The sequence below is a fragment of the Thalassobaculum litoreum DSM 18839 genome, from assembly GCF_900102465.1.
Lineage (GTDB): Bacteria > Pseudomonadota > Alphaproteobacteria > Thalassobaculales > Thalassobaculaceae > Thalassobaculum > Thalassobaculum litoreum.
Window position 1 is genome coordinate 26603 of sequence record NZ_FNBW01000008.1, and the last position, 25382, is coordinate 51984.

Consider the following 25382-nt stretch of genomic DNA (forward strand, 5'->3'; position numbering starts at 1 on the left):
TGCAGTGCAAGGGTTCGAACCGGAGACGGTCTCCGACGAGGCGGAGCTGCCGGACCGGGAGGTGGGTGAGGTCGTCCTGAAGCTGGAGAATATCGAGCTGGGCTTCGGCGGCGTGAAGGCCATCAACGATGTGAGCTTCGAGGTCCGCAAGGGCGAGATCCGCGCGATCATCGGGCCGAACGGCGCCGGCAAGTCGTCGATGCTCAACTGCATCAACGGCTTCTACAAGCCGCAGAAGGGCACGATCACCTTCGCCGGCAAGACCATGTCCGCCATGGATCCGCATTTCGCCGCATCCAACGGCATCGCCCGCACCTTTCAGAACATCGCCCTGTTCCGCGGCATGTCGACCCTCGACAACCTGATGACCGGCCGGGTGCTGAAGATGAACCGCGGGTTCTTCTGGCAGGCGCTGCGCTGGGGCCCGGCACAGCGCGAAGAGATCGAACACCGCGCTTTCGTCGAGACCGTCATCGACTTCCTGGAGATCCAGTCGATCCGCCGGACGCCGGTCGGCCGACTGCCCTACGGCCTGCAGAAGCGGGTGGAACTCGGCCGCGCGCTCGCGATGCAGCCGAGCATTCTGCTGCTCGACGAGCCGATGGCCGGCATGAACGTGGAGGAGAAGCAGGACATGTCCCGTTTCATCCTCGATGTGAACGAGGAGTTCGGCACCACGATCGTGCTGATCGAGCACGACATGGGTGTGGTCATGGACATCTCCGACCGGGTCGTCGTTCTCGACTACGGCCGCAAGATCGCCGACGGCACCCCGGACGAGGTGCGCAGAAACCAGAACGTGATCGACGCCTATCTCGGCGTTCCCCACGAAGACTGACGGGCGGAGACGGCATGCTGGAGTTCTGGTTCTTCATCGAGGTCGTGCTGAACGGGATGTTCGCCGGCACGATGTATTCGCTCATCGCCCTCGGCTTCGTGCTGATCTTCAAGGCGTCGGGGGTGTTCAACTTCGCCCAGGGATTCATGGTGCTGTTCGCGGCCCTGTGCTTCGTCGGCTTCCTGGAGATGGGCGTGCCCCTGATTCTGGCCCTGGTGATCGCCGCCGCGATCATGGTGGCCTGGGCCTTCGCGGTGGAACGCTTCGTCCTGCGCCATCTGGTCAACCAGGAGCCGATCATCCTGTTCATGGCGACGATCGGCATCGCCTTCTTCCTGGAAGGCTTCGGCGAGCTGTTATGGGGCGCCGACGTGCATCCGCTGGATATCGGTATCCCCGACGGCGCGTGGTTCGTCGGTCCCGACGGCGTGATGATGGTGCAGCAGTTCGACGTCGCCGCCGCCGTGATCGCCGGCGGCCTGGTCGCGGTGCTGGCCCTGTTCTTCACCTATACCCGGATCGGCCGGGCGCTGCGCGCGGTGGCCGACGACCACCAGGCGGCGCTGTCGGTGGGCATCCCGCTGAACCAGATCTGGATCATCGTCTGGGCGGTCGCCGGGCTGGTGGCGCTGGTCGCCGGCATCATCTGGGGCTCGCGCCTCGGCGTGCAGTTCTCGCTGTCGATCCTGGCGCTCAAGGCGCTGCCGGTGCTGATCCTCGGCGGCTTCACCTCGGTGCCGGGCGCCATCGTCGGCGGGCTGATCATCGGCGTCGGGGAGAAGGTCGCCGAGATCTATCTCGGCCCGTATATCGGCGGCGGAATCGAGGAATGGTTCGCCTACGTGGTGGCAATGCTGTTCCTGCTGTACCGGCCCCAGGGCCTGTTCGGCGACAAGATCATCGAGAGGGTCTGAGGATGTTCTATCGCGAAGCCGGCATCTACAAGACGAGCTACGCGGCCGACCAGGCCCTGTTCCGCATCCCGCTGGACCGCATCTTCGTGATCTCCGTGGTGCTGTTCGCCGCCCTGGTGATCCCGGTCATCGGCAACGAGTACTGGCTCGGCTCGATCCTGATTCCGACCCTGATCATGGCGATCGCCACGATCGGACTGAACATCCTGCTCGGCTATTGCGGCCAGCTCAGCCTCGGCACCGGGGCCTTCATGGCCGCCGGCGCCTTCCTCGGCTACAAGATCGCGACCGCCTTCCCGTGGATGCCGATCTGGGCGGTGGTCATCCTCGGCGGCCTGTCCGCGGCACTGATCGGCGTCGCCTTCGGCCTGCCGAGCCTGCGCATCAAGGGCTTCTACCTGGCGGTCACCACGCTGGCGGCGCAGTTCTTCCTGCTCTGGCTGTTCCAGAAGGTGCCGTGGTTCGTGAACTACTCGATCGCCGGAGTGCCGACGGCGCCGCCGCGCGAGATGTTCGGCTATCTGGTCACCGGGGCCGAGGCCACGGTCGAGGCACGCTACCTGTTCATCCTCGCCTTCACCGTGGTGCTGGCGCTGATCGCCGCCAACCTGGTGCGCGGGCGGATCGGGCGGACCTGGATGGCGATCCGCGACATGGACATCGCCGCCGAGCTGATCGGCATCAAGCCGCTGCCGACCAAGCTCTCGGCCTTCGCCGTCAGCTCGTTCTACTGCGGCGTCGCCGGCGTGCTCTGGTCGTTCTGCTACATCAACACCGTCGAGGCGACCGCGTTCGACATCTTCCGGTCGTTCTCCGTGCTGTTCATGGTGATCATCGGCGGGCTCGGCAGCATCCTGGGATGCTTCCTGGGCGCCTTCTTCATTTTCCTACTGCCGATCTTTCTGAACAGCGCGCCTGGGTGGGTCGGTCTGGAAGTGCCCACCGAACTCATCAGCCACCTGGAGTTCATGGTGTTCGGTGCGCTCATCGTCTTCTTTCTGATCGTCGAGCCCCACGGCCTGGCCCGGCTCTGGGCGATCACGAAGGAGAAACTGCGCCTGTGGCCGTTCCCGTACTAGGCCAACTGGTAGGGAAAACGCGCGGGCGTGTCGTTTCGGCGACGGCAAAGGGCGGGAGACACCGCTCCGGCCGCCGCCAACAGAAGCAAAGCACCGCTTTGCAAACAGGGAGGACATAGGAAGATGAACTTCCGTTCCGTTACCATGACCATGGCAGCCGCCGCGGTCGGCCTCTTCGGGCTGACCGGCGCCGCGCAGGCCGAAGGCCAGTTCATCCCGAACCTGGTCTACAAGACCGGCCCCTACGCGCCGAGCGGCACCCCGACGGCTCACGGCTTCGCCGACTACCTGGCGATGGTCAACCACCGCGATGGCGGCATCAACGGTGTCGAGATCATCTACGAGGAGTGCGAGACCGGCTACAAGACCGACCGCGGCGTGGAGTGCTACGACCGCGTGAAGAACCAACACGGCGGCGCCACGGTCATCAACCCGTGGTCGACCGGCATCACCTACGCCCTGATCGAAAAGGCGACGGCGGACAAGATCCCGCTGCTGTCCATGGGCTATGGCCGCACCTCGGCGGCCGACGGCCGGGTCTTCCCCTACGTCTTCAACTTCCCCTCGACCTACTGGAACCAGATGACGGCGGTGATCAAGTACATCGCCGAGCAGGAGGGCGGATACGACAAGCTGAAGGGCCAGAATCTCGGCTTCATCTATCTCGACCATCCCTATGGCAAGGAGCCGATCCCGACCCTGGATATCCTGGCCGAGAAGTACGGCTTCACCTACGACAAGTACCCGGTCCCGCCGGCGGCGATGACCGAGCAGAAGTCGATCTGGCTGCAGGTCCGCCGCGCCCGTCCGGCCTACATGATCATGTGGGGCTGGGGGGCGATGAACTCGACCGCCATCAACGAGGCCTCGAACGTGAAGTATCCGATGGAGAAGTTCATCGGCAACTGGTGGGCGGCGGCCGAGCCGGACGTCATCCCGGCCGGTGACGGCGCGATCGGCTACAAGGGCGCCACGTTCAACGGCGTCGGCACCGACTTCAAGGTCTACGAGGACATCAACGCCCTCTACGACGCGGGCAAGGGGTCCTGGAACCGCGAGGAGATCGGCGGCGTGCTGTATTCCCGCGGCATGGCGGCGGCGGCCTATGTGGTCGAGGCGATCCGCACGGCCCAGGCGGAGTACGGCAACCGGGTGATCACCGGCGAGGAGATGCGCTGGGGCATGGAGAACCTGGACGTCACCGACGCGCGGATCGAGGAGCTCGGCATGACCGGCCTGATGCCGCCGGTGAGCATCACCTGCGACAACCACGAGGGTCAGAATCCGGCGATCAAGATCCAGCAGTGGAACGGCAAGGAATGGGAGATCAAGACCGACTGGATCAAGGCCGACACCGCCCTGACCCGTCCGCTGATCGAGCAGGACGCCGAGCAGTACGCCAAGGAGAGCAGCATCACCCCGCGCAGCTGCTCGTAAGCGGCTGACGACGCACACGAACCGAGAGGCGCCGGCACCGCCCGGCGCCTCTCCCAAGCCCGACTCCGAGCCGGCCCGAACCCAGGACGAGAAGCCATGAGCGTAGTTTCCGAGGCCCCCGGCGCGGCCCAGCCGCTGCTCAAGGTCAACAACATCGAGGTCATCTACGACCACGTGATCCTGGTGCTGCGCGGCATCTCGCTGGAGGTGCCCAAGGGCGGCATCGTCGCCATCCTCGGCGCCAACGGGGCCGGCAAGACCACCACCCTGAAGGCGATCTCCAACCTGCTCGGCACCGAGCGCGGCGAGGTCACCAAGGGCAGCATCGAATTCGACGGGGTGTCGGTGGAATCCTCCAGCCCGAACGCGCTGGTCAAGCGCGGCTGCATCCAGGTGATGGAGGGCCGGCACTGCTTCGAGCACCTGACGGTGGAGGAGAACCTGCTGACCGGGGCCTTCACCCGCGGCGGCGACCGCCAGGGCATCCAGCGCGACCTGGAGATGGTCTACAACTACTTCCCGCGCCTGCGCGAGCGGCGCACCAGCCAGGCCGGCTACACCTCCGGCGGCGAGCAGCAGATGGTCGCCATCGGCCGGGCGCTGATGAGCCGGCCGAAGATGATCCTGCTGGACGAGCCGTCCATGGGCCTCGCCCCGCAGCTGGTCGAGCAGATCTTCGAGATCGTCAAGCAGATCAACGAGCAGGAGGGGGTGACCATCCTGTTGGCCGAACAGAACACCAACATCGCCCTGCGCTACGCCAAGTTCGGCTACATCCTGGAGAGCGGCCGGGTGGTCATGGAGGGCGAGGCCGAGCAGCTTCGTAACAATGAGGACGTCAAGGAGTTCTATCTCGGCCTCGGTGGCGAGGGCCGCAAGAGCTTCCGCGACGTGAAGCATTACCGCCGCCGCAAGCGCTGGATCGGCTGATCCGGGTTTCGCCCGTCGCCATACTCAATCCGTCGGAGGACACATGGCCGACCATTACGACGCGCTGGAGACCCGCAGCGCCGACGAACGGGCGGCGTCGCTGGCGCAATGCCTGCCGGCGCAGATCGCCCATGCCAAGACCAACACCGCCTATTTCGCCCGTGCCCTGGCCGACGTGGACGCCAATACGGTGCGCAGCCGGACGGACCTGGCCCGGCTGCCGGTCCTGCGCAAATCCGATCTGATCGAGCTGCAGCAGAAGATGCCGCCCTTCGGCGGGCTGAACGCGACCCCGCTGTCGGACCTGGCGCGGGTGCTGATCTCGCCGGGGCCGATCTTCGAGCCGGAGGGGCATTCGGCCGACTACTACCGCTTCGCCCGCGCCCTGTTCGGCGCCGGGTTCCGGCGCGGCGACCTGGTGATCAACACCTTCGCCTATCACCTGACCCCGGGCGGCTGGATCGGCCAGTCGGCGGCCGAGGCGCTGGGCTGTCCGGTGATCCCGGCCGGGGTCGGCAATACCGAACAGCAGCTCGACGCCATCGCCGCCCTGAAGCCTGTGGCATATGTCGGCACACCGGCCTTCCTGAAGACCCTGCTGGAGAAGGGGGCCGAGGCGGGCACGGATGTCTCGTCCCTGACCAAGGCGCTGGTCTCCGGCGGGGCGCTGCCGCCGAGCCTGCGCGCCGAGATCGAGGCGCTCGGGGTGAGCTGCGCCCAGGCCTATGCCACCGCCGATCTCGGCCTGATCGCCTATGAGAGCCCGGCGCGCCAGGGGATGATCGCCGACGAGGGTGCGATCATCGAGATCGTGCGCCCCGGCACCGGCGACCCGGTCCCCGACGGCGAGGTCGGCGAGGTGGTGGTGACCGTGCTGAACCCGGACTATCCGCTGGTGCGGTTCGCAACCGGCGACCTGTCGGCGGTGCTGGCGGGCGAGAGCCCGTGCGGGCGCACCAACCTGCGGATCAAGGGCTGGATGGGCCGCGCCGATCAGACCACCAAGGTGAAGGGCATGTTCGTACATCCCTCCCAGGTCGCTGCCATCGCCGCCCGGCACAAGGAGATCGCCCGCGCCCGGCTGACGGTGACGGGGGAGAAGGGTGTGGACGCCATGGCCCTGTCGGTCGAGGTCTCCGGCGGCGGCGAGGCCCTGCGCGTGAGGATCGCCGAGAGCCTGCAGGCGGTCACCAAGATGCGCGGCGGCGTGACATTGGTGGCGCCGGGCAGCCTGCCGAACGATGGCAAGGTGATCGACGACCAGCGGAGTTACGAGTAGGGCGGGCGCCTAAACCTTCCGCGCCACCAGCGCGTAGTTCACCCGCGGATCCGCCGACAGGGCGAAGGTCCCGTCGATCGGGTCGAACACTAGGCCCAGGGCCGGATCCACCTCGAAACCGGCGTCCTGCAGCAAGGCGGTCAGCTCCGCCGGCGTGGGGAACTGGGTCCAGTCGTGGGTGCCGCGCGGGACCCAGCGCAGGATGTATTCCGCCGCCACGATCGCCTGGGCGCGGGACTTGGCGGTGCGGTTGATCGTCGTCAGCACCAGCACCCCGCCCGGCTTCAGCAGCGCCGACAGCGCCGCCACGAAGGCCGGCTTGTCGGCCACATGCTCGACCACCTCGCTCGCCACCACCGCGTCGAAGCGCAGCCCGGCGGCGGCCAGATCCTCCGCCGCGCCGGCGCGGTAGTCGATCTCCAGCCCCATCTCGCCGGCATGGGCGATGGCGGCGGCGATGCCGGCGGCGTCGGCATCCACGCCGGTCACCGTGGCGCCGAGTCGCCTCATCGGCTCCGACAGCAGCCCGCCGCCGCAGCCGATATCCAGCACCGTCAGCCCGGCCAGCACCTGCCGCCCCGTGGTCCCCTTGGCCAGCGGCGCCAGGGCGTCGCGGATCACCTGCATGCGCACCGGCACGAAGCGGTGCAGCGGCCCGTGCGGTCCGTCCGGGTCCCACCAGCGCTCGGCGAGCTGCGCGAAACGGTCGATATCCGCCCGGTCGACAGTGCCCTGTGCCGGGGCCGGTCGACCGGCGCGTGCCGCCCGTTCGGCCCGTGCATCCGCCGTCCGGCGCAACAGAGACCTCAGCATGATAGAATCCTCACATCATTAAGCGGTCCTGCCGCTTGCTCCTTGGGAGACCCCATACTATGGATAGCGCCGCCCTTGTCCGGCAAGGCTTTGCGACCGAAAGGCGCATCGGGCAGGGCACCCTGAAGAGACAGGGCATCCAGACGACTCGGAGCGGACAGACGATGGCGCGCATCGTGATGAAGTTCGGCGGCACGTCCGTCGGCACGACGGACCGGATCAAGAACGTGGCGCGCCGCGTCAAAACCGAGGTCGATGCCGGCAACGAGGTCGCGGTGGTGGTCTCGGCCATGTCGGGCACGACCAACCAGCTCGTCGCCTGGACCAACGAGATCGCGCGCCTGCACGACGCCCGCGAATATGACGTCGTCGTCGCGTCGGGCGAGCAGGTGACGGTCGGCCTGCTGGCGCTGGCGCTGCAGGATCTCGGCGTGAACGCCCGCTCCTGGCTCGGCTGGCAGATCCCGTTCCGCACCGACGGCATCCACGGCAAGGCCCGCATCGGCGAGATCGACACCACCCTCATGCGCGAGCGCTTTACTCAGGGCCAGGTGGCCGTCGTCGCCGGCTTCCAGGGCATCGGCCCGGACAACCGCATCACCACGCTCGGGCGAGGCGGATCGGACACCTCGGCGGTGGCGCTGGCTGCCGCCTTGGACGCCGACAGGTGCGACATATATACGGACGTGGACGGGGTCTACACGACCGATCCGCGTATCACCGCCAAGGCGCGCAAGATCGACCGCATCACCTACGAGGAGATGCTGGAGCTGGCCTCCCAGGGGGCCAAGGTGCTTCAGACCCGGTCGGTCGCCATGGCCATGCAGCACGGCGTGCGCGTGCAGGTCCTCTCCAGCTTCGAGGACAAGCCCGGCACGATGGTCGTCGACGAGGGAGAAATCGTGGAGCAGCAAGTCGTCACCGGTATCGCCTACAGCCCCGATGAAGCGAAGGTCACGCTGGTCGGCGTGCCGGACCGGCCGGGTGTGGCGGGTGCCATCTTCGGGTCGCTGGCCGACAGCGCGGTCAATGTCGACATGATCGTCCAGAACGTCAGCCAGGACGGTAAGTCCACCGACCTGACCTTCACGGTCGGGTCCACCGATCTCGACCGCGCCCACCAGGTGCTCGAGGGTCTGAAGGGCGAACTCGGCTATTCCGACATCGTCTCCGATCCGGGTGTGTGCAAGATCTCGGTCGTCGGCGTCGGCATGCGCAGCCAGCCGGGCGTGGCCAAGACCATGTTCCAGACGCTCGCCGCCAAGGGCATCAACATCCAGGTGATCTCCACCTCCGAGATCAAGGTCAGCGTGCTGATCTCCGCCGACTACACGGAGCTCGCCGTGCGCGCCCTGCACACCGCCTACGGCCTCGACGCCGACGGTGACGGCTAAGTGTCATGAACGCACCCACCGGAGCCCGTGAAACCGGACCGGGGGGTGGTCCCCGTGAGATGTTGCGCCGTCTGCGCGACGTCATGGCGGGGGTCGGCACGCCGCAGCAGCGTCTCGACAGCACCGTCCAGGTGATCGCCCACGAGCTGGGCGCGGAGGTCTGCTCGATCTATGTCCAGCGCCCGGGCCGGGTGCTGGAGCTCTGCGCCACCCAGGGTCTGAATCCGCAGGCGGTCCACCGGCTGTTCTTCCAGCCGGGTGAAGGCCTGGTCGGCCATATCGCCGAGACCCGCCTGCCGCTGACCCTGGCCGAGGCGCAGAAGCATCCGAAATTCGCCTACCGCCCGGAGACTGGGGAGGAGGCGTTCCAGTCCTTCGCCGGCGTGCCGATCCGCCGCTCCGACCGGGTGCTCGGCGTGCTGGTCGTGCAGCACGTGTCGATGCGCGAGCTCGACGAGGAGGAGGTGGAGTCGCTGGAGACCCTGGCCATGGTCCTGGCCGAGGTGCTGACGACCATGAGCCTGCCGGGCGGCGATCCGAGCCGCGACCGCGGGCCGCTGGTGATCCACGGCATCCGTATCCATGACGGGGTGGCGATCGGCAGGGCGCGGCTGCATCAGCCGCGGGTGGTGATCGGCGGCGTCGTGGCCGAGGACTCGGCCGTCGAGCACGAGTTGCTGCGGGCGGCGCTGGCCGACATGCACGAGTCCCTGGACCGGGTGATGGAGTCGGAGGCCTTGTCGGCGGCCGGCGAGCATCGCGACGTGCTGGAGACCTACCGGCTGATCGCACGGGACACCGGCTGGATCGGCCGCATCCGCGACGCCATCGACAGCGGCCTGACCGCGGCGGCCGCCGTGCAGAAGGTGCGCGACGACACCCGGTCGCGCATGGCGGCGGTGAAGGACGAGTACCTGCGCGAGCGGCTGGCCGATTTCGAGGACGTGGCCCTGCGCCTGCTGCGCCGCCTGGCCGCCGGGGAGGCCGCCGAGGAACCGGCGACGCCGGACGAGCCGTTCATCCTGGTTGCCCGCTCCATGGGGCCGGCCGAGCTGCTGGACTATGCCGGCGCCCAGCTCAAGGGGCTGGTGCTGGAAGAGGCCTCCGCCACCGCCCATGTCGGCATCGTGGCCCGCGCCCTCGACATTCCGGTTGTCGGGCGGCTGGCCCATCTGATCGAGGAGGTCGATCCGGGCGACCCGCTGATCGTCGATGGCGACCACGGCCAGGTGCTGGTACGGCCGGGCGACGACGCCCGCGCCCAGTTCCGCGAGAGCCTGTCGGTCCGCGAGGCCACCCGCGCCCGCTACGCCGCATTGCGCGACACCCCGGCGGTCAGCCGCGACGGGGTTCGGCTGTCGCTGCAGATGAATGCCGGCCTGCTTGTGGACGTCTCCCAGCTCGAGGCGGTCGGCGCCGAGGGCATCGGCCTGTACCGCACCGAGATCCCGTTCCTGGTGCGCCGGGAATATCCCGACGTGGACGCCCAGACCGAGCTGTACGGCCGCATTCTCGACAGCGCCGGCGGGCGCGCGGTGACCTTCCGCACCCTGGATGCCGGCGGCGACAAGCGGCTGCATTCCTTCGTCCATGAGGTGGAGGAGAACCCCGCACTCGGATGGCGGGCGTTGCGCATCGGGCTCGACCAGCCGGCGATCCTGCGCCAGCAGGTCCGGGCGATGATCCAGGCGGCCGGCGAGCGGCCGGTGCGGATCATGGTGCCGATGGTCGCCACCGTCGACGAGTTCCGCGCCGCCCGCGCCATCGTCGACCTGGAGATCGCCCGCGCCGCCGCCCGGCCCGAGGCCATGCCCAGCACGATTTCCGTCGGCGCGATGGTGGAGGTGCCGTCCGCCCTGCTGGCGATCGACGAGCTGGCGCGCGAGGCTGATTTCCTGTCCGTGGGCAGCAACGACCTGCTGCAGTTCCTGTTCGCCGCCGACCGAAGCGGGGAGCGGACGGCGAATCGGTATGACCCGCTTTCGGTGTTATTTCTCGATGCCATGCGACGTATCGTGGAGGCCGGAAAGCGGGCCGGCATCGACGTGTCCGTCTGTGGCGAGATGGCGGGCCGGCCGCTCGAGGCGCTCGCCCTGTCGGCACTCGGTTACCGCACACTGTCGATGTCCGCCGTCTCGATCGGTCCGGTAAAGGAGGCCATACTTTCTTCGAATATCAATCAGTTATCAGACTTTATTTTGTATTCGATGAAAAAAAAGACAGGTTCCCTACGAAATCACTTGAAGAGTTACCTGTCGGACCATCGCTGAAACCCGCGGGTTCCGGCCGAGGTTTTCCGTCGCCTTTCTAAGACGTCAAGGCGGCTCTCCTGAATAGGTAATTGAATTACATAAAACATTGAAGTATCGTCGCCCGGTGATGAGAGCGGTTCGCGCGGGGGCGGAGACGCGAGCCGGAAAGTGCCATACCGCTACTTGGCCGAGGCGACCATGACGCTTAAGACGGCACGGACAAAGTTGCGGCTGACCGAGATCGAGTCGCTGACGCAAGCCGGCCGGGCCCGAACCCGGGAGGCCGCGAACGAAGCCGGATCCCGGGGCACGGGCAGTGGGAGTGCCCGTCCGGTGTCCGGCATCGGGTTTGGCCGGCCTGCGGAAGGGTCGTCCGCCCAGGAGGGAGACGCGATGCCTTATCGAGACTCCGGATCGGACCCGACCATCGGGCAGGAACTGATGCAGGCGCGCGAGTCCGCCGGTCTGGGGATCGACGATGTCGCCGCCCAACTCCGCATCCGCAAGGAATTCCTCGCCGCCCTGGAAGAGGGCCGGCCGGACGTGTTGCCCGGCACGACCTACGCCATCGGCTATGTGCGCACCTACGCCGCCTTCCTCGGCCTCGATGTCGAGCGCGCGGTCACCCGCTTCAAGCACGAGGCCGCCGGCCTCGACCAGCGCACCCAGCTCGTGTTCCCGTCGCCGGCACCGGAAGGGCGCGTCCCCGGCGTCGGCCTGATGTTCGCCTCCGTCCTGCTCGCCGGCCTCGCCTATGGCGGCTGGTACTGGCTGTCCGAACGCGGCATGTCGGTCTACGACATGGTTCCGGACGTGCCCGAGCGGCTCGCCGCCCTGATCGAGGGGCAGAACGCGCAGACGACGATGCCGGCACCGCCGCCCGCCACGCCGACGGCGACTTCTTCGGCTGCGACCGACTCTCCGGGGACGTCCTCGGCGGCGCCTGCCGATACCTATACCGCCGCCAACCCGACCAGCGTTCCGGTCACGGCCCGGTCGAGCAGTGGCGAAGCGCCGGCCACGGGACTCGCGCCGATCACGCCCACCGCGCCGGCCGCCGAGACCGCTCAGTCGGCGACGGCACCGGCTTCCGCGATCACCCGGCCGACGACCGACGCGCCGGCGGCGACCCCGGCGCCCGTCGCCCCGGTCACGGTGACCGCCGCTCAGGCGCCGGAAACCACTGCCGCTCCTGCCGACACACCCGCCGCCACGGCGGAGGACACCCAGGCGGCCGATCCGGAGCCGAGTGCGACCGCCCTAGCCTCCGCCGCGCCGGAGCCGACCCAGGCCCTGGCGGCGAGTCAGCCCCTGGCGACCGCCGACACTACCGGCACCGCAGGCCAGCCGTCCAACCCGGTGCCCAGCGCGCCGCGCTTGAGCGGACTGATCGGCGCCTCCGAAGCGGCGGTTCCCGGTGCGGGTGCCGCCGAGCGAACCCCGGCTGCGATCGAACGGGTCGTGGTTCGCGCCACCGGCGAGAGCTGGGTGCAGGTCCGCGCCGGCGACGGCACCACCCTGTTCACCCGCGTTCTGCGCAACGGCGACGTCTATCGGGTGCCGGACCGTCCCGGTCTGACCCTGGCGACCGGCAATGCCGGTGCGCTGGAGATCGTGGTCGACGGCGCGCCGGCCCCGAGCCTGGGCACCTTCGGCGAAGTGGTGCGTAACATTGCCCTCGACCCCTCGCGGCTTGCCGCCGGCACGGCGATCGCCGGACGCAACTAGCCCCGATCCGCAGGGGGCCGCAGAGCGGGTAGCGGCCGGGATCGGCAGCCGGTCGCGACCGCCCGGAGTCGGGCCCGGCTTTCGTGGCGGCCGGTCATCGTCTATAAGGGGGCGCGAAGCAGAACCCCCCACTGCACCGACAGCCGAGGCCACCATGAGTGTCCGACCGTACCGCGACATCCACCGGCGTCCATCCCGCCGCGTCAATGTGGGATCCGTGCCGGTGGGCGACGGGGCGCCGATCACCGTCCAGACCATGACCAATACCCTGACGGCCGACGTCGAGGCGACCGTGGCGCAGATCCAGCGTTGCGAGGCCGCCGGCGCCGACATCGTGCGGGTAAGCTGCCCGGACGAGGACTCCGCCCGGGCGCTGAAGCAGATCACCGCCCAGGTGTCCGTTCCGATCGTCGCCGACATCCACTTCCACTATAAACGGGCCATCGAGGCGGCCGAGAACGGTGCCGCCTGCCTGCGCATCAACCCGGGCAATATCGGTTCGGCGGCGCGGGTGCGCGAGGTGGTGCAGGCGGCCAAGGACCATGGCTGCTCCATGCGGATCGGCGTCAACGCCGGCAGCCTGGAAAAGCACCTGCTGGAGAAATACGGCGAGCCCTGCCCCGAGGCGATGGTCGAGAGCGCACTCGACCACGCCAAAATTCTCGAGGACAACGACTTCCACGACTTCAAGATCAGCGTGAAGGCCTCCGACGTGTTCCTCGCCACTGCCGCCTATCAGGGCCTGGCGGATGCCTGCGACTACCCGCTGCATCTCGGCGTGACCGAGGCCGGGGCCCAGCGCGTCGGCACGGTGAAGTCCTCCATCGGGCTCGGCATGCTGCTGTGGAGCGGCATCGGCGACACCATCCGCGTCTCCCTGTCGGCGGCGCCGGAGGAAGAGGTGAAGGTCGGCTTCGATATCCTGAAGTCGCTGAACCTTCGCCACCGCGGAGTCAACGTGATCTCCTGCCCGTCCTGCGCCCGCCAGCAGTTCGACGTCATCGAGAACGTGCGCGTGCTGGAGGAGCGGCTGGCCCACATCACCACGCCGATGACCGTCTCGGTGATCGGCTGCGTGGTGAACGGCCCCGGCGAGGCGCGCGAGACCGATATCGGCATCACCGGCGGCGGCAACGGGACCCACATGGTCTATATCGCCGGCCAGCCGGACCACCGCCTGAAGAGCAAGGACGTGGTCGACCACATGGTCGAGCTGATCGAGAAGAAGGCGGCGGAGATCGAAGCCGAACAGGCGGCTGCGGACGCGGGCGTCGCGGCAGAGTAGACTCGCCCGAGAAGACTGGACCGGAAGCCGGGCGGCACGCCCGGTCGCGGTGGGAGCCGGAATTTGGCACGACGATTTCTGGAGCGCGGACTCGACCGGACCGACGGGACGCGGACCCCCGCGCTTTAGGGCCGCGCCATGCCCGCCGCCCCTCCGCCGCTCCAGGTGATCGGCGTCGATCATCGTACCTGCCCCGACGGGGTGCGCGAGAAGCTGTTCGTCGACGATGCCGAGATGCCGGCCATGCTCGACGCGCTGAAGGCCCATGGCGCCCGGGAGGCGCTGGTGCTGTCCACCTGCAACCGGGTGGAGGTGATCGGGCGCTTCCAGGACCCGCGGATCTCCCCCGACACCGTTGCCGCCGAACTCGGCCGCCCGGTGGGTCTCGACGGCGCCGTGCTGCGCCCGCTGCTCTATGCCCATGACAGCGACGAGGCGGTGCGCCATGTGTTCCGCGTCGCCTGCTCGCTGGACAGCCAGGTGGTCGGCGAGCCCCAGGTTCTGGGCCAGGTCCGCGCCGCCCACCGGCTGTGCCGCGATCTCGGCGGCACCGGTCCGGTGGTGGAGGACACCATGCGCGCCGCCTACGCGGTGGCCAAGCGGGTGCGCAGCGAGACCAGAATCGGCGAGGGGCCGGTCTCCCTGGCCGCCGCCGCCGTCGCCCGGGTGCGCGACCTGTTTGGCGATCTCGACGGGCGCAGCGGCCTGCTGGCGGGCACCGGGGAGCTCGGCCTGCTGATCGCTGAGCACATGGCGTCGGCCGGCATGGAGGGGATGGAGGTGCTCGACCGCTTCCCCCGGCGCGCGGCCCTGGCGGCGCGCGACCTCGAGGCGCATCACGGCGGGCTCGATCAGCTCGGCGCCGCCCTGGACCGGGCCGATGTGGTGGTCACCACCCTGGGCGAGGGGCAGTACCTGATCACTGCCGAGATGATCGAGGCCGCGTTGCGCCGCCGGCGCCGCCGTCCGTTCTTCCTGCTCGACCTGTCGGTGCCCGGCGATGTAGAGCCTGCGGTCCACCGGCTGGACGAGGCCTACGTCTATGATGTCGGAGACCTGGAGGCGATCACCCGTGCCGGGCTGGCCGACCGCGCCGGCGAGGCCGCCCGGGCGGAGATGATGGTGGAGGAGGCCGTCGCCGCCTTCACCCGCGACAGGTCGGGCCGGGATGCCGCCCCGGATATCGCCGCCCTGCGCGCCCATGTGGAGGCGATGGTGGCCGAGGTCACGGGCGCGGACGAGGATCTCGCCCGGCGCATCGCCGCCCGGCTGGCGCACGCGCCGTCGGTGATGCTGCGCGACCTGGCGGAACAGGGCCGGCTCGACCGGCAGACGAAAGACATGGTGTTCCGGCTGTTCGACATGCCGGACCCGCAGGGAGGAGACGAGACGTGAGCCTTGAGGCGACCCTCGACCGGGTGGTCGATCGCGCGAAGGAGCTGGAATCGCTGATGTCCAGCCCGGAGAAGCTGGACTCCAGCGCGTTCCAGAAGATGTCGCGCGAGCTGTCGGAACTGGCGCCGGTGGTGGCGAAGGTCGAGGCGCTGAAGCGTACCCGGGCCGAGCTGGCCGAGGCCCGGGCCCTGGCCGATGGCGGCGATGCCGAGATGAAGGAGCTGGCCGAAGCCGAAATCTACGAGATCGAATCCCGCCTGCCGGATCTGGAGCGCGAGGTGCAGGTCCTGCTGCTGCCGAAGGACGAGGCGGACGAGAAAAACGTCATCCTGGAAGTCCGCGCCGGGACCGGCGGCGACGAGGCGGCGCTCTTCGCCGCCGACCTGTTCGCCATGTACCAGCGCTATGCCCAGAACCACGGCTGGCGGGTCGAGGTCATGGAGGTCTCCGAGAACGAAGTCGGCGGCTACAAGGAGGCGGTCGCCTCCATCACCGGACGCGGGGTCTATGCCCGGCTGAAGTTCGAGAGCGGCGTGCACCGGGTGCAGCGGGTGCCGGTGACCGAGAGCCAGGGCCGTATCCACACCTCCGCCGCCACGGTGGCCGTGCTGCCGGAGGCCGAGGAGGTGGACATCCATATCGAGGACAAGGACCTGCGGGTCGACGTCTACCGCTCCAGCGGCGCCGGCGGTCAGCACGTCAACACCACCGACAGCGCCGTGCGCATCACCCACATCCCCACCGGCGTGGTCGTCACCCAGCAGGACGAGAAGTCGCAGCACAAGAACCGGGCCAAGGCCATGCGCATCCTGCGCGCCCGGCTGTACGACCTGCAGCGCCAGGCCGCCGACGATGCCCGCGCTGCCGACCGCAAGAGCCAGGTCGGCTCCGGCGACCGCTCGGAGCGCATCCGCACCTACAACTTCCCCCAGGGCCGGGTCACCGACCACCGCATCAACCTGACCCTCTACAAGCTGGACCGGGTGATCACCGGCGAGGCCCTGGACGAGGTGCTGGACGCGCTGATCGCCGAGGACGAGGCCGAGCGTCTGGCGACGCTGACCTGACGGGCGGGCGGTGACCGGCATTCGCGAAGCCCTGAAGGCCGCGGCAGCGGAGCTCTCCCGCGCCGGGATCGAGGGCGGGCGGCTGGACGCAAGGCTGCTGCTCGGCCATGTGCTGGGGCGTGAGGTCTGGCCGCATGAGGAGGTGCCGCTCGACGACGCGGCGCTGGCGCGCTACCGGTCGCTGGTGGCGCGCCGCATCGCCCGCGAGCCGGTGAGCAAGATCATCGGTCGGCGGTCTTTCTGGACGCTGGACCTGGCGGTGACGTCGGACACGCTGGATCCGCGTCCGGACAGCGAGACCGTGATCGAGGCGGCGCTGGACTCGTTCCGCGGCCGCGCCCCGCCCCGGCGCATTCTCGATCTCGGCACCGGCACCGGCTGCCTGCTGCTGGCGGCCCTGTCGGAGTTTCCGGACGCCACCGGCATCGGCATCGACCGCTCGCCGGCGGCGGCCGAGGTGGCGCGGCGCAATGCCGGGGCGACCGGCCTCGCCGGCCGGGTGGAGATCCGCTGCCAGGACTGGGATGAAATCGCCGAGGAGGGCCGGTTCGAGCTGATCCTGTCCAACCCGCCCTATATCGCCGAGGCCGAGGTGCCGACGCTGGCCGAGGAGGTGCGGGATCACGATCCGATCGGCGCGCTGGCCGCCGGCCCGGACGGGCTCGACGCCTACCGCGCGCTCGCGCCGGTGCTGGCCCGCATGCTGGCGGCGGACGGGCTGGCGGTTCTGGAACTGGGGATCGGGCAGGGCGATGCGGTCGCCGCGATCATGGTGGGCGCCGGCCTGGCGGAGGTCGCTCGGAAAGCCGATCTGGCCGGCATTGAAAGAACACTGGTTCTGAAATGGAATGACACCCGTTCGGGTACCCCCTAGCAGTCGGAAAACCGCTTGGAATACATGGGGAAGCAAGATAGTGTGCAGTTCAGGCGGGGGGCTCATTTGGCCCAAGCCGAAGCCACATTCAACATGGTGATCGCAGAGCGCGGTCCACCCGGTGCCCCAGGGGACACTGGCTGAATTGTTTGAACATGTGGCCTGCGAACCGGACACGGGGTCCGCTTCGAAACAACAGGAAATGTGGTTGGCATGAGACAAGGCCCACACCAGAAGCGTGGTCGCGGACGGGGTAACAACCGTCGCCCGAACACGCCGAACCGCAATCAGACCTTCGACAGCAACGGGCCCGACGTCCGCATCCGCGGCAACGCCAATCAGGTCTACGAAAAGTATCTGGCACTCGGCCGGGACGCCACGGCTGCCGGCGACCGGGTGCTTGGGGAAAGCTATTTCCAGCACGCCGATCACTACTACCGGATCGTCAGCGCCTTCGCCGACAACGACGCCGATCGCCAGAACCGCAGCGGCCAGGGCCAGCAGCCCAATGGCGGCCCGCGCGACTGGAACGACGACGATGACGACGGCGACGACTATCGCGCCGGCGGCAACAACGGCGGCAATGGTGGCGGCAACTCCGGCGGCGGCAATCAGGGCGGCAACCGCTCCCAGGACGGTAACCGGTCGAACGATGGCACCCAGGGCGGAGGCCGCGGCGGCGACCAGCGCGAGGACCGTCGAGGCGAGCGCCGGGCGGCGGAGGATCAGTCTTCCGGTTCCGACCGTCACGACAACAGCGCCGACGAGCCGTCCGCCGCGCCGGCGCAGGCTCAGCCCCAGACCCAGCCGCAGACCCAGCCGCAGGCCGAGGAAGAGGCCGCTCCGGCGCGCCGTCCGCGCGGCCGTCCGCGCCGTGCAGCCGCCTCCGACGATGCCGCTCCGGCGGTCGAGGAGGATGGCATCCGCCGCACGCTTCGGGTCGCCAGCAATAAGGACGGTGCCAACAAGGACGGTGCCAACAAGGACGGTGCCAACAAGGACGGCGCCAACAAGGACGGCGGCGAGACTGCCTCCGCCAAGGCGTCCGCTGACGCGTCCGGTGAGGAGGAGCAGCCGCGTCCGCGCCGCCGCCGCCGCGCCGCCAGCGCCGACCAGCCGGCCAATACCGACGACGACGGCGCCGCCGCGGCGAGCTGACCGTCTCCCCCTAAAGCATAAGAAAGGCCCGGTCGCGCGACCGGGCCTTCTTCTTTTCGGGGTGATTCCAGTCCACCGCTCTTCATCATCCCGGACTGGATCCGGGCTCCGAGCGGAACGAGGGCTCCGGCTGGGCACCGGACCTACCGGACGGTTCCGCCGCCCGCGGCTCGATCCTGACGCATGTCAGGACCAAGCCGCCGAACCATCCGCCGGACTCCGGCCCGACTCCGGCCCGACTCCGGTGCAGGTCCGGGCTCGCCCGGGATGGCGGAGCAAGCAGAAGAAGGGTCCGGGACCCTCAATCCACGCTCAGCGCATCACCCGCCGCCACCCGGCCGCCTTCGGTCACCCGGACATAGATACCGCACTGGGTATGGCCGAAGCCGCGCTGCAGGTCATGTGGGATGGTCAGGTCGCGCTGGCCCGTCGCCGGATTGGCGTTGGTGGCCGCACAGCGCCCGGTGATCTCCTCCACCCGCACGCGCGCTGTCCCGATGGTGAGGCTGCTGTCGACCCAGCCCATCTCTTCCCAGGGCTCCAGTCCGTCGACCAGCAGGTTGCCGCGGAACCGCATCGGGTCGACCGGCTTGCCGACCACCCGCTCCAGATCCCGCACCGAGGCCAGGTTGATGATCGACAGGAACGGTGCGTCCACATCCGTGTAGCCGCCTTTGCCCAGGTCCACGACCTTGGGCGCGCCGCGCAGGTCGTTCTTGGCATAGGCGGCGAAGAACTGCTCGATCACCGCGCAGCCGGTGCGGCTCGTCAGGTCACCGCGGGCGATCTGCCGGCCGTTGCGACGGATCTCCAGGGTGGTCGTCGCATCGTCGAACACGGTCTCCAGCGCCGCCAGCTTCGGCACGCTCATCACCTGCAGGAAATGCGCCTTGGAGTGCCAGTCGGGCGCGGCCGGATCGACCGGGGCCGAGCCGTGGGCGATGGCGAAGCGGCGGTCGAACGGGATCAGCCGGTCCGCCGCGAGCTCGACGGAGTCAAGCGCCTGGGGCGACAGGCCTTTCACCGGATAGCGATGGATCGATGTGACGCGCGCGTTCATGACCTGACAGAACGCCCGTCAAAGGTCGCTGTCAACGCGGGCGTGCCGCCGATATCCGCCGGCCGGTCTCTTGTGTTGCCGCAGTGCAACACCTATCTCTGATCCGAGGAGGGGCGGTGCCTCATTGGGCCGCCTTGAAATGCCGATCGGGAGTACTCTTCTCCTGGATCGGACCAGGCCGTCGAGGTCGCCTGATGGGGCGTCGGCGGTCGTACTGGCGAAACGCGGTACTCGTGGAGATTGGGACATGAATTTCGAGAAGCTTTCCGACCGCTGCAAGGGCTTCCTGCAGGCGGCGCAGACCATGGCGCTCGGCCGCGGTCATCAGCGGCTGATGCCGGCACACCTGCTCAAGGTGTTCATCGAGGATTCGGAGGGCCTGGCGGCCACGCTGATCCAGCGCGCCGGCGGCGATTCCAAGGCCGCCCTGGCGCGGGTCGACGAAATCCTGAACAAGATGCCCCAGGTCGAGGGCGGCGGCGCCGGTCAGGTCTACATGTCGCCGGAACTGGCGAAGATCCTGACCCAGGCCGAGGAGGTCGCGAAGAAGGCGGGCGACCAGTACGTCACCGTCGAGCGGCTGCTGCTGGCGATCGCGCTGGCGTCGGGAACCGATGCATCCAAGGCGCTGACCGAGGCGGGGCTGTCGCCGCAGAACCTGGAGAAGGCGATCCAGGACATGCGCAAGGGCCGCACCGCCGACAGTGCCAATGCGGAAGGCAATTTCGACGCCCTGAAGAAGTACACCCGCGACCTCACCGAGGCGGCGCGCGACGGGAAGATCGACCCGGTCATCGGCCGCGACGAGGAGATCCGCCGCACCATCCAGGTCCTGTCCCGGCGCACCAAGAACAACCCGGTGCTGATCGGCGAGCCCGGCGTGGGTAAGACCGCCATCGTCGAGGGCCTGGCCCAGCGCATCGTCAACGGCGACGTGCCGGAGGGCCTGAAGAACCGCCGGCTGCTGGTGCTCGACCTGGGTGCGCTCATCGCCGGCGCGAAGTTCCGCGGCGAATTCGAGGAGCGCCTGAAGGCGGTGCTGAACGAGCTCGGCAACACCGACGGCGAGGTCATCCTGTTCATCGACGAGCTGCACACCCTTGTCGGGGCCGGTGCGGCCGAAGGCTCGATGGACGCCTCCAACATGCTGAAGCCGGCCCTGGCGCGCGGCGAACTGCATTGCGTGGGTGCAACCACCCTCGACGAATACCGCAAGCATATCGAGAAGGACGCCGCCCTGGCCCGGCGCTTCCAGCCGGTGCTGGTGTCCGAGCCGGGCGTGGTGGAGACCGTGTCGATCCTGCGCGGGCTTAAGGAGAAGTACGAGCTGCACCACGGCGTGCGGATCACCGACAGCGCCCTGGTGGCGGCGGCCAACCTGTCCAACCGCTACATCACCGACCGTTTCCTTCCGGACAAGGCCATCGACCTGATGGACGAGGCGGCGAGCCGGCGGCGCATGGAGGTCGACAGCAAGCCCGAGCAGATCGACGAGCTGGACCGCAAGATCATCCAGCTCAAGATCGAGCGCGAGGCCCTGAAGAAGGAAGACGACAAGGCCAGCCGCGATCGTCTGGAGACGCTCGAGGAGGAGCTGGTCGGTCTGGAGGAGCGCTCGGGCGAGCTGACCGCCCGCTGGCAGGGCGAGAAGGAGATGCTGACCGGCGCCCATAAGGTGAAGGAGAAGCTGGACGCGGCCCGCCAGGATCTGGAGGTGGCCAAGCGTGCCGGCGACCTGACCCGGGCCGGCGAGCTGACCTACTCAGTCATTCCGCAGCTGGAACAGACCCTGGCCCATGCCGAGGACGCCTCGTCCAAGCGCATGCTGAAGGAGGAGGTGTCGGACAACGACATCGCCTCGGTGGTGTCGCGCTGGACCGGCATTCCGGTCGACAAGATGCTGGAGGGCGAGCGCGACAAGCTGCTGGCGATGGAGGACAACCTGCACAAGCGGGTGGTCGGCCAGGACGAGGCCATCACGGCGGTCGCCAACGCGGTGCGCCGGGCGCGCGCCGGGTTGCAGGATCCGAACCGGCCGATCGGCTCGTTCCTGTTCCTGGGCCCCACCGGTGTCGGCAAGACCGAGCTGACCAAGGCGCTGGCGGAGTTCCTCTTCGACGACGAGCACGCCATGGTGCGGCTCGACATGTCGGAGTTCATGGAGAAGCACGCCGTCGCCCGTCTGATCGGCGCCCCTCCGGGCTATGTCGGCTACGAAGAGGGCGGCACCCTGACCGAGGCGGTGCGGCGCCGGCCGTACCAGGTCGTGCTGTTCGACGAGGTCGAGAAGGCGCATCCGGACGTGTTCAACGTGCTGCTGCAGGTGCTGGATGACGGCCGCCTGACCGACGGTCAGGGTCGCACCGTCGACTTCCGCAACACCATGATCATCATGACGTCGAACCTCGGCGCCGACGCTCTGGCGGCGATGCCCGACGGCATGGGCGTGGACTCGGTGCGCGAGCAGGTGATGGAGGTGGTGCGGGCGTCGTTCCGGCCGGAATTCCTGAACCGGATCGACGAGGTGCTGTTGTTCACCCGCCTGGCCCGGGAGAGCATGAAGGGCATCGTCGACATCCAGCTCGGCCGCCTGCGCCAGATGCTCGCCGACCGCGACATCAAGCTGGCCCTGGACGACGCGGCTTTGGCCTGGCTGGCGGAGACGGGCTACGACCCGGTCTACGGGGCGCGGCCGCTGAAGCGTGTGATCCAGCGCTCTCTGCAGAACCCGCTCGCCAACCGCATCTTGGAAGGTCGGATCAAGGACGGCGACGTGGTGATCGTGTCGGCTGTCGACGGCGCGCTGGTCATCGACGGCGAGACGGCGGCCAATGGCGACGTGGCGATCGAGGCGGCGGAGTAGAGCTGCCGCCGGGTCTCGCTGATACGCCGCTTCGTTTCGGAAGGGGGACGGTCGATCGCGGCCGTCCCTTTATCCGTTTCGCATGGTTCTCTCTTTCGTGTCGTTCTCTTGCGCCCTGCCGCGAGTTGGGTCCCGGGCCGCCTCCGGATCAAGTCCGGAGCCGCCCGGGATGACGGGCTAAGATACTGAATTTGTTTTTAATATTTCCTTCTTGCGTCATCCCGGACGAGACCGGACTTGATCCGGGCTCGGGCCGGGACCCAGCGCATCCCTCCGGTCGCCCCTGATCGGTGGCGCAGCGAAGGGTGCGAGGTTCAGATCTCCGGTCCTAAGCGACTGATAAAGATCCTCCCACCCGGGATTCACCCCCTCAATCAGCGCCAGCTTCCAGGCCCGGCGCCAGCGCTTCACCCGCTTCTCCCGCAGGATCGCGTCCTCCATCCGGCCGAGGAGTTCGAAATAGACCAGCCGGTGGACGCCGTAGGTTGCGCAGAAGCCCGCCGTCGCCGCGCGATGCAGGGCCACCCGCCGGACCAGATCGCCGGTCACGCCGGTATACAGCGTCCCGTTGCGCCGTGAGGCGAGGATGTAGACGCAGGGTTGGATCGGATCGCGCATACCTTGGCCATGGGAGGGACTGGGCGGTTTTCCGTCCGATGGGTCCCGGCCCGAGTCCGGATCAAGTCCGGTCTCGTCCGGGATGACGGGTGAGGATGTAGAAGAATGGAGCCGTCATCCCGGGAGACCCCGGACCGATCCGGGGGCTGCCCGGGACCGAGCCCCACCCCGACACCGGCAACCCCGAACGCAGTAATCCTCACCTCGGACCACACGCGGCCCGATGGTCCGCACACCCCGGCACTACCGCGGCCCCCGCTCCTCCCTTGCATCCCCCCGCCTGCGGCCTTAAGACCGTGCCTCACCAACGCTTTCACGAGGTTTCGGCATGGCCAGCCCAGCTCCTGCGAACAGCCTGCGATCCGGTCCGGACGCGAACGGGCATTTCGGTATCTTCGGCGGCCGTTACGTTGCCGAAACGCTCATGCCGCTGATCCTGCAGGTCGAAGAGGCCTATACCGCCGCCAAACTGGATCCGGAGTTTCAGCGCGAGTTCGAGTACTACCAGAAGCACTACATCGGCCGGCCGAGCCCTCTGTTCTTCGCCGAGCGGCTGACCAACCACTTCGGCGGCGGCAAGCTGTACTTCAAGCGCGACGAGCTGAACCACACCGGCGCGCACAAGATCAACAACGTGATCGGCCAGGCGCTGCTCGCCAGGCGCATGGGCAAGACCAAGATCATCGCCGAGACCGGCGCCGGCCAGCACGGCGTGGCCACCGCCACCGCCTGCGCCCTGTTCGGCATGGAGTGCGAGGTCTTCATGGGCGCCGTCGATGTCGAGCGCCAGAAGCCGAACGTGGACCGCATGCGCCTGCTCGGCGCCAAGGTCCATCCGGTGACCTCCGGCTCGTCGACCCTGAAGGACGCGATGAACGAGGCCCTGCGCTACTGGGTCTCCAAGCCGGACACCCATTTCTACATCATCGGCACCGTGGCCGGACCGCACCCGTACCCGGCCATGGTCCGCGACTTCCAGTCGGTGATCGGCATCGAGACCAGGGAACAGATGCTGGAGGCCGAGGGACGGCTGCCGGACACGCTGGTGGCCGCCATCGGCGGCGGCTCCAACGCCATGGGCCTGTTCCACCCGTTCCTGGACGACACGGACGTCGCTCTGGTCGGCGTGGAGGCGGGCGGCTACGGCATCGACACCGGCCAGCACGCCGCCTCGCTCACCGGCGGGCGTCCGGGCGTGCTGCACGGCAACCGCACCTACCTGCTGCAGGACGAGGACGGCCAGATCACCGAGGCCCATTCCATTTCCGCCGGCCTCGACTACCCGGGCATCGGGCCGGAGCATTCCTGGCTGCACGAGCTGGGCCGGGTGAACTACGTCTCGGTCACCGACGACGAGGCGCTGGAGGCCTTCGCGCTCTGCACCCGCAAGGAAGGCATCATCCCGGCGCTGGAGCCGTCCCACGCCCTGGCGCATGTGGCCAAGATGATCGGCGACCTGCCGAAGGACCATATCGTGGTCATGAATCTCTGCGGGCGCGGCGACAAGGACGTCGACGCGGTCATTCCGAAGCTCGAGGCGAAGGGTCTGGTCTGATGGGTGCTGGTGTGGGGCGCATCGACGCCAAGTTCGCGTCGCTGAAGGAACAGGGCCGGGCCGGCCTGGGCGTGTTCATCACCGCCGGCGATCCGGACGCGAAGACCAGTGCGGCGCTGCTGAAGGGTCTGCCGGGGGCGGGTGCCGACATGGTCGAGTTCGGCATGCCGTTCACCGATCCGATGGCCGACGGTCCGGCGATCCAGGAGGCGAGCCAGCGCGCGCTGAAGGGCGGCATGACCCTGAAGGGCACCCTCGCCCTGGTGCGGGAGTTCCGCCAGGACAACCAGGACATGCCGATCATCCTGATGGGCTACTACAACCCGATCTATGCCTACGGCGTGGACGCCTTCCTGACCGACGCGCTGGATGCCGGGGCGGACGGGCTGATCGTCGTCGACCTGCCGCCGGAAGAGGACGACGAGCTGTGCATCCCGGCGCTGAAGAAGGACATGGCCTTCATCCGGCTGGCCACGCCGACCACCGACGACAAGCGGCTGCCCAAGGTGCTGACCAACACAGCCGGCTTCGTCTATTACGTCTCCATCGCGGGAATTACCGGCACCGCCTCGGCGTCTAACGATATGATCACCAGCGCGGTCGAGCGGCTGAAGCGCCATACCGACCTGCCGGTCTGCGTCGGTTTCGGCATCAAGACGGCGCAGCAGGCGGCGGACGTGGCGAAGGTCGCGGACGGGGCCATCGTCGGCACCGCGGTGGTCAACGCGATCAAGGACTCCCTCGACGGCGAGGGCCGGGCGACCGACAAGACCGTGCCGACGACCCTGGATTTTGTTAAGACACTGGCCGACGGCGTGCGCGGCGCGCGCACCTGATCCTGGA

The 25382-nt window shown here is 68.4% G+C and carries 20 protein-coding genes; 17 read left to right on the forward strand and 3 right to left on the reverse strand.

Features of this window, described 5'->3' with window-relative positions:
* The first annotated feature begins 4 nt into the window (after positions 1-4).
* The 6 genes from BLS34_RS13705 to BLS34_RS13730 all read left to right on the forward strand — a co-directional run bounded on the left by BLS34_RS13705 (position 5) and on the right by BLS34_RS13730 (position 6477).
* On the forward strand, positions 5-838 hold the full coding sequence (locus tag BLS34_RS13705; protein WP_051244139.1) for an ABC transporter ATP-binding protein: 834 nt from the start codon (positions 5-7) through the stop codon (positions 836-838).
* Between the two features lie 14 nt (positions 839-852).
* The gene (locus tag BLS34_RS13710) at positions 853-1752 is read left to right on the forward strand and encodes a branched-chain amino acid ABC transporter permease (RefSeq protein ID WP_028793505.1); all 900 of its coding nucleotides are present in this window, start codon (positions 853-855) and stop codon (positions 1750-1752) included.
* A 2-nt stretch (positions 1753-1754) separates the two neighbouring features.
* Positions 1755-2831: a branched-chain amino acid ABC transporter permease gene (locus tag BLS34_RS13715; protein WP_028793506.1), complete on the forward strand. Its 1077-nt coding sequence runs from the start codon at positions 1755-1757 to the stop codon at positions 2829-2831.
* Between the two features lie 123 nt (positions 2832-2954).
* Positions 2955-4268, forward strand: a complete 1314-nt coding sequence (locus tag BLS34_RS13720) for an ABC transporter substrate-binding protein (RefSeq protein WP_028793507.1) — start codon at positions 2955-2957, stop codon at positions 4266-4268.
* A 96-nt stretch (positions 4269-4364) separates the two neighbouring features.
* Positions 4365-5198 carry an ABC transporter ATP-binding protein gene (locus BLS34_RS13725; protein ID WP_028793508.1) on the forward strand — a complete coding sequence of 278 codons (834 nt, stop codon included), beginning with the start codon at positions 4365-4367 and terminating at the stop codon, positions 5196-5198.
* Between the two features lie 43 nt (positions 5199-5241).
* Entirely contained in the window at positions 5242-6477 is a 1236-nt protein-coding gene (locus BLS34_RS13730) for a phenylacetate--CoA ligase family protein (protein ID WP_093151109.1), read from the forward strand.
* 9 nt (positions 6478-6486) lie between these two features.
* On the opposite strand, the gene ubiG is transcribed toward BLS34_RS13730, so the two are convergent.
* Positions 6487-7290, reverse strand: coding sequence for a bifunctional 2-polyprenyl-6-hydroxyphenol methylase/3-demethylubiquinol 3-O-methyltransferase UbiG (gene ubiG, locus BLS34_RS13735; RefSeq protein ID WP_093151112.1), 804 nt, complete (start codon positions 7288-7290; stop codon positions 6487-6489).
* Positions 7291-7454: 164 nt separating this feature from the next.
* Here ubiG and BLS34_RS13740 point away from each other — a divergent pair, with 164 nt between their 5' ends.
* The 8 genes from BLS34_RS13740 (at position 7455) to BLS34_RS26715 (ending at position 18443) form a co-directional block, all read left to right on the forward strand.
* Positions 7455-8684 (forward strand): aspartate kinase, encoded by a 1230-nt coding sequence (locus BLS34_RS13740; RefSeq protein WP_028793510.1) that lies wholly within the window; start codon positions 7455-7457, stop codon positions 8682-8684.
* A gap of 59 nt (positions 8685-8743) precedes the next feature.
* Positions 8744-10954 (forward strand): phosphoenolpyruvate--protein phosphotransferase, encoded by a 2211-nt coding sequence (gene ptsP, locus BLS34_RS13745; RefSeq protein ID WP_093151113.1) that lies wholly within the window; start codon positions 8744-8746, stop codon positions 10952-10954.
* 375 nt (positions 10955-11329) lie between these two features.
* Positions 11330-12664, forward strand: coding sequence for a helix-turn-helix domain-containing protein (locus BLS34_RS13750; protein ID WP_175474228.1), 1335 nt, complete (start codon positions 11330-11332; stop codon positions 12662-12664).
* Positions 12665-12818: 154 nt separating this feature from the next.
* Entirely contained in the window at positions 12819-13949 is a 1131-nt protein-coding gene (gene ispG, locus BLS34_RS13755) for a flavodoxin-dependent (E)-4-hydroxy-3-methylbut-2-enyl-diphosphate synthase (protein ID WP_093151117.1), read from the forward strand.
* 138 nt (positions 13950-14087) lie between these two features.
* Entirely contained in the window at positions 14088-15344 is a 1257-nt protein-coding gene (hemA, locus tag BLS34_RS13760) for a glutamyl-tRNA reductase (RefSeq protein ID WP_093151119.1), read from the forward strand.
* Positions 15341-16411, forward strand: a complete 1071-nt coding sequence (prfA, locus tag BLS34_RS13765) for a peptide chain release factor 1 (protein ID WP_028793515.1) — start codon at positions 15341-15343, stop codon at positions 16409-16411. The genes hemA and prfA overlap by 4 nt, the downstream gene beginning before the upstream one ends.
* Positions 16412-16421: 10 nt before the next feature.
* The gene (prmC, locus tag BLS34_RS13770; RefSeq protein ID WP_093151121.1) at positions 16422-17285 is read left to right on the forward strand and encodes a peptide chain release factor N(5)-glutamine methyltransferase; all 864 of its coding nucleotides are present in this window, start codon (positions 16422-16424) and stop codon (positions 17283-17285) included.
* 213 nt (positions 17286-17498) lie between these two features.
* A complete protein-coding gene (locus BLS34_RS26715; protein ID WP_215906110.1) occupies positions 17499-18443 on the forward strand; it encodes a DUF4167 domain-containing protein in 945 nt (314 codons plus the stop codon).
* Between the two features lie 301 nt (positions 18444-18744).
* Here BLS34_RS26715 and BLS34_RS13780 read toward each other — a convergent pair whose 3' ends face one another.
* Positions 18745-19503: an MOSC domain-containing protein gene (locus BLS34_RS13780; RefSeq protein WP_028793517.1), complete on the reverse strand. Its 759-nt coding sequence runs from the start codon at positions 19501-19503 to the stop codon at positions 18745-18747.
* A 247-nt stretch (positions 19504-19750) separates the two neighbouring features.
* On the opposite strand from BLS34_RS13780, the gene clpB reads away from it, so the two are divergent.
* Entirely contained in the window at positions 19751-22366 is a 2616-nt protein-coding gene (gene clpB, locus BLS34_RS13785; protein ID WP_028793518.1) for an ATP-dependent chaperone ClpB, read from the forward strand.
* Between the two features lie 216 nt (positions 22367-22582).
* Here clpB and BLS34_RS13790 read toward each other — a convergent pair whose 3' ends face one another.
* Positions 22583-22984 (reverse strand): GIY-YIG nuclease family protein, encoded by a 402-nt coding sequence (locus tag BLS34_RS13790; protein ID WP_093151123.1) that lies wholly within the window; start codon positions 22982-22984, stop codon positions 22583-22585.
* A gap of 328 nt (positions 22985-23312) precedes the next feature.
* Here BLS34_RS13790 and trpB point away from each other — a divergent pair, with 328 nt between their 5' ends.
* Both trpB and trpA read left to right on the forward strand, forming a co-directional pair.
* Positions 23313-24539: a tryptophan synthase subunit beta gene (trpB, locus tag BLS34_RS13795; RefSeq protein WP_093151125.1), complete on the forward strand. Its 1227-nt coding sequence runs from the start codon at positions 23313-23315 to the stop codon at positions 24537-24539.
* Positions 24539-25375: a tryptophan synthase subunit alpha gene (trpA, locus tag BLS34_RS13800; RefSeq protein ID WP_028793520.1), complete on the forward strand. Its 837-nt coding sequence runs from the start codon at positions 24539-24541 to the stop codon at positions 25373-25375. The genes trpB and trpA overlap by 1 nt, the downstream gene beginning before the upstream one ends.
* Positions 25376-25382: the final 7 nt, after the last annotated feature.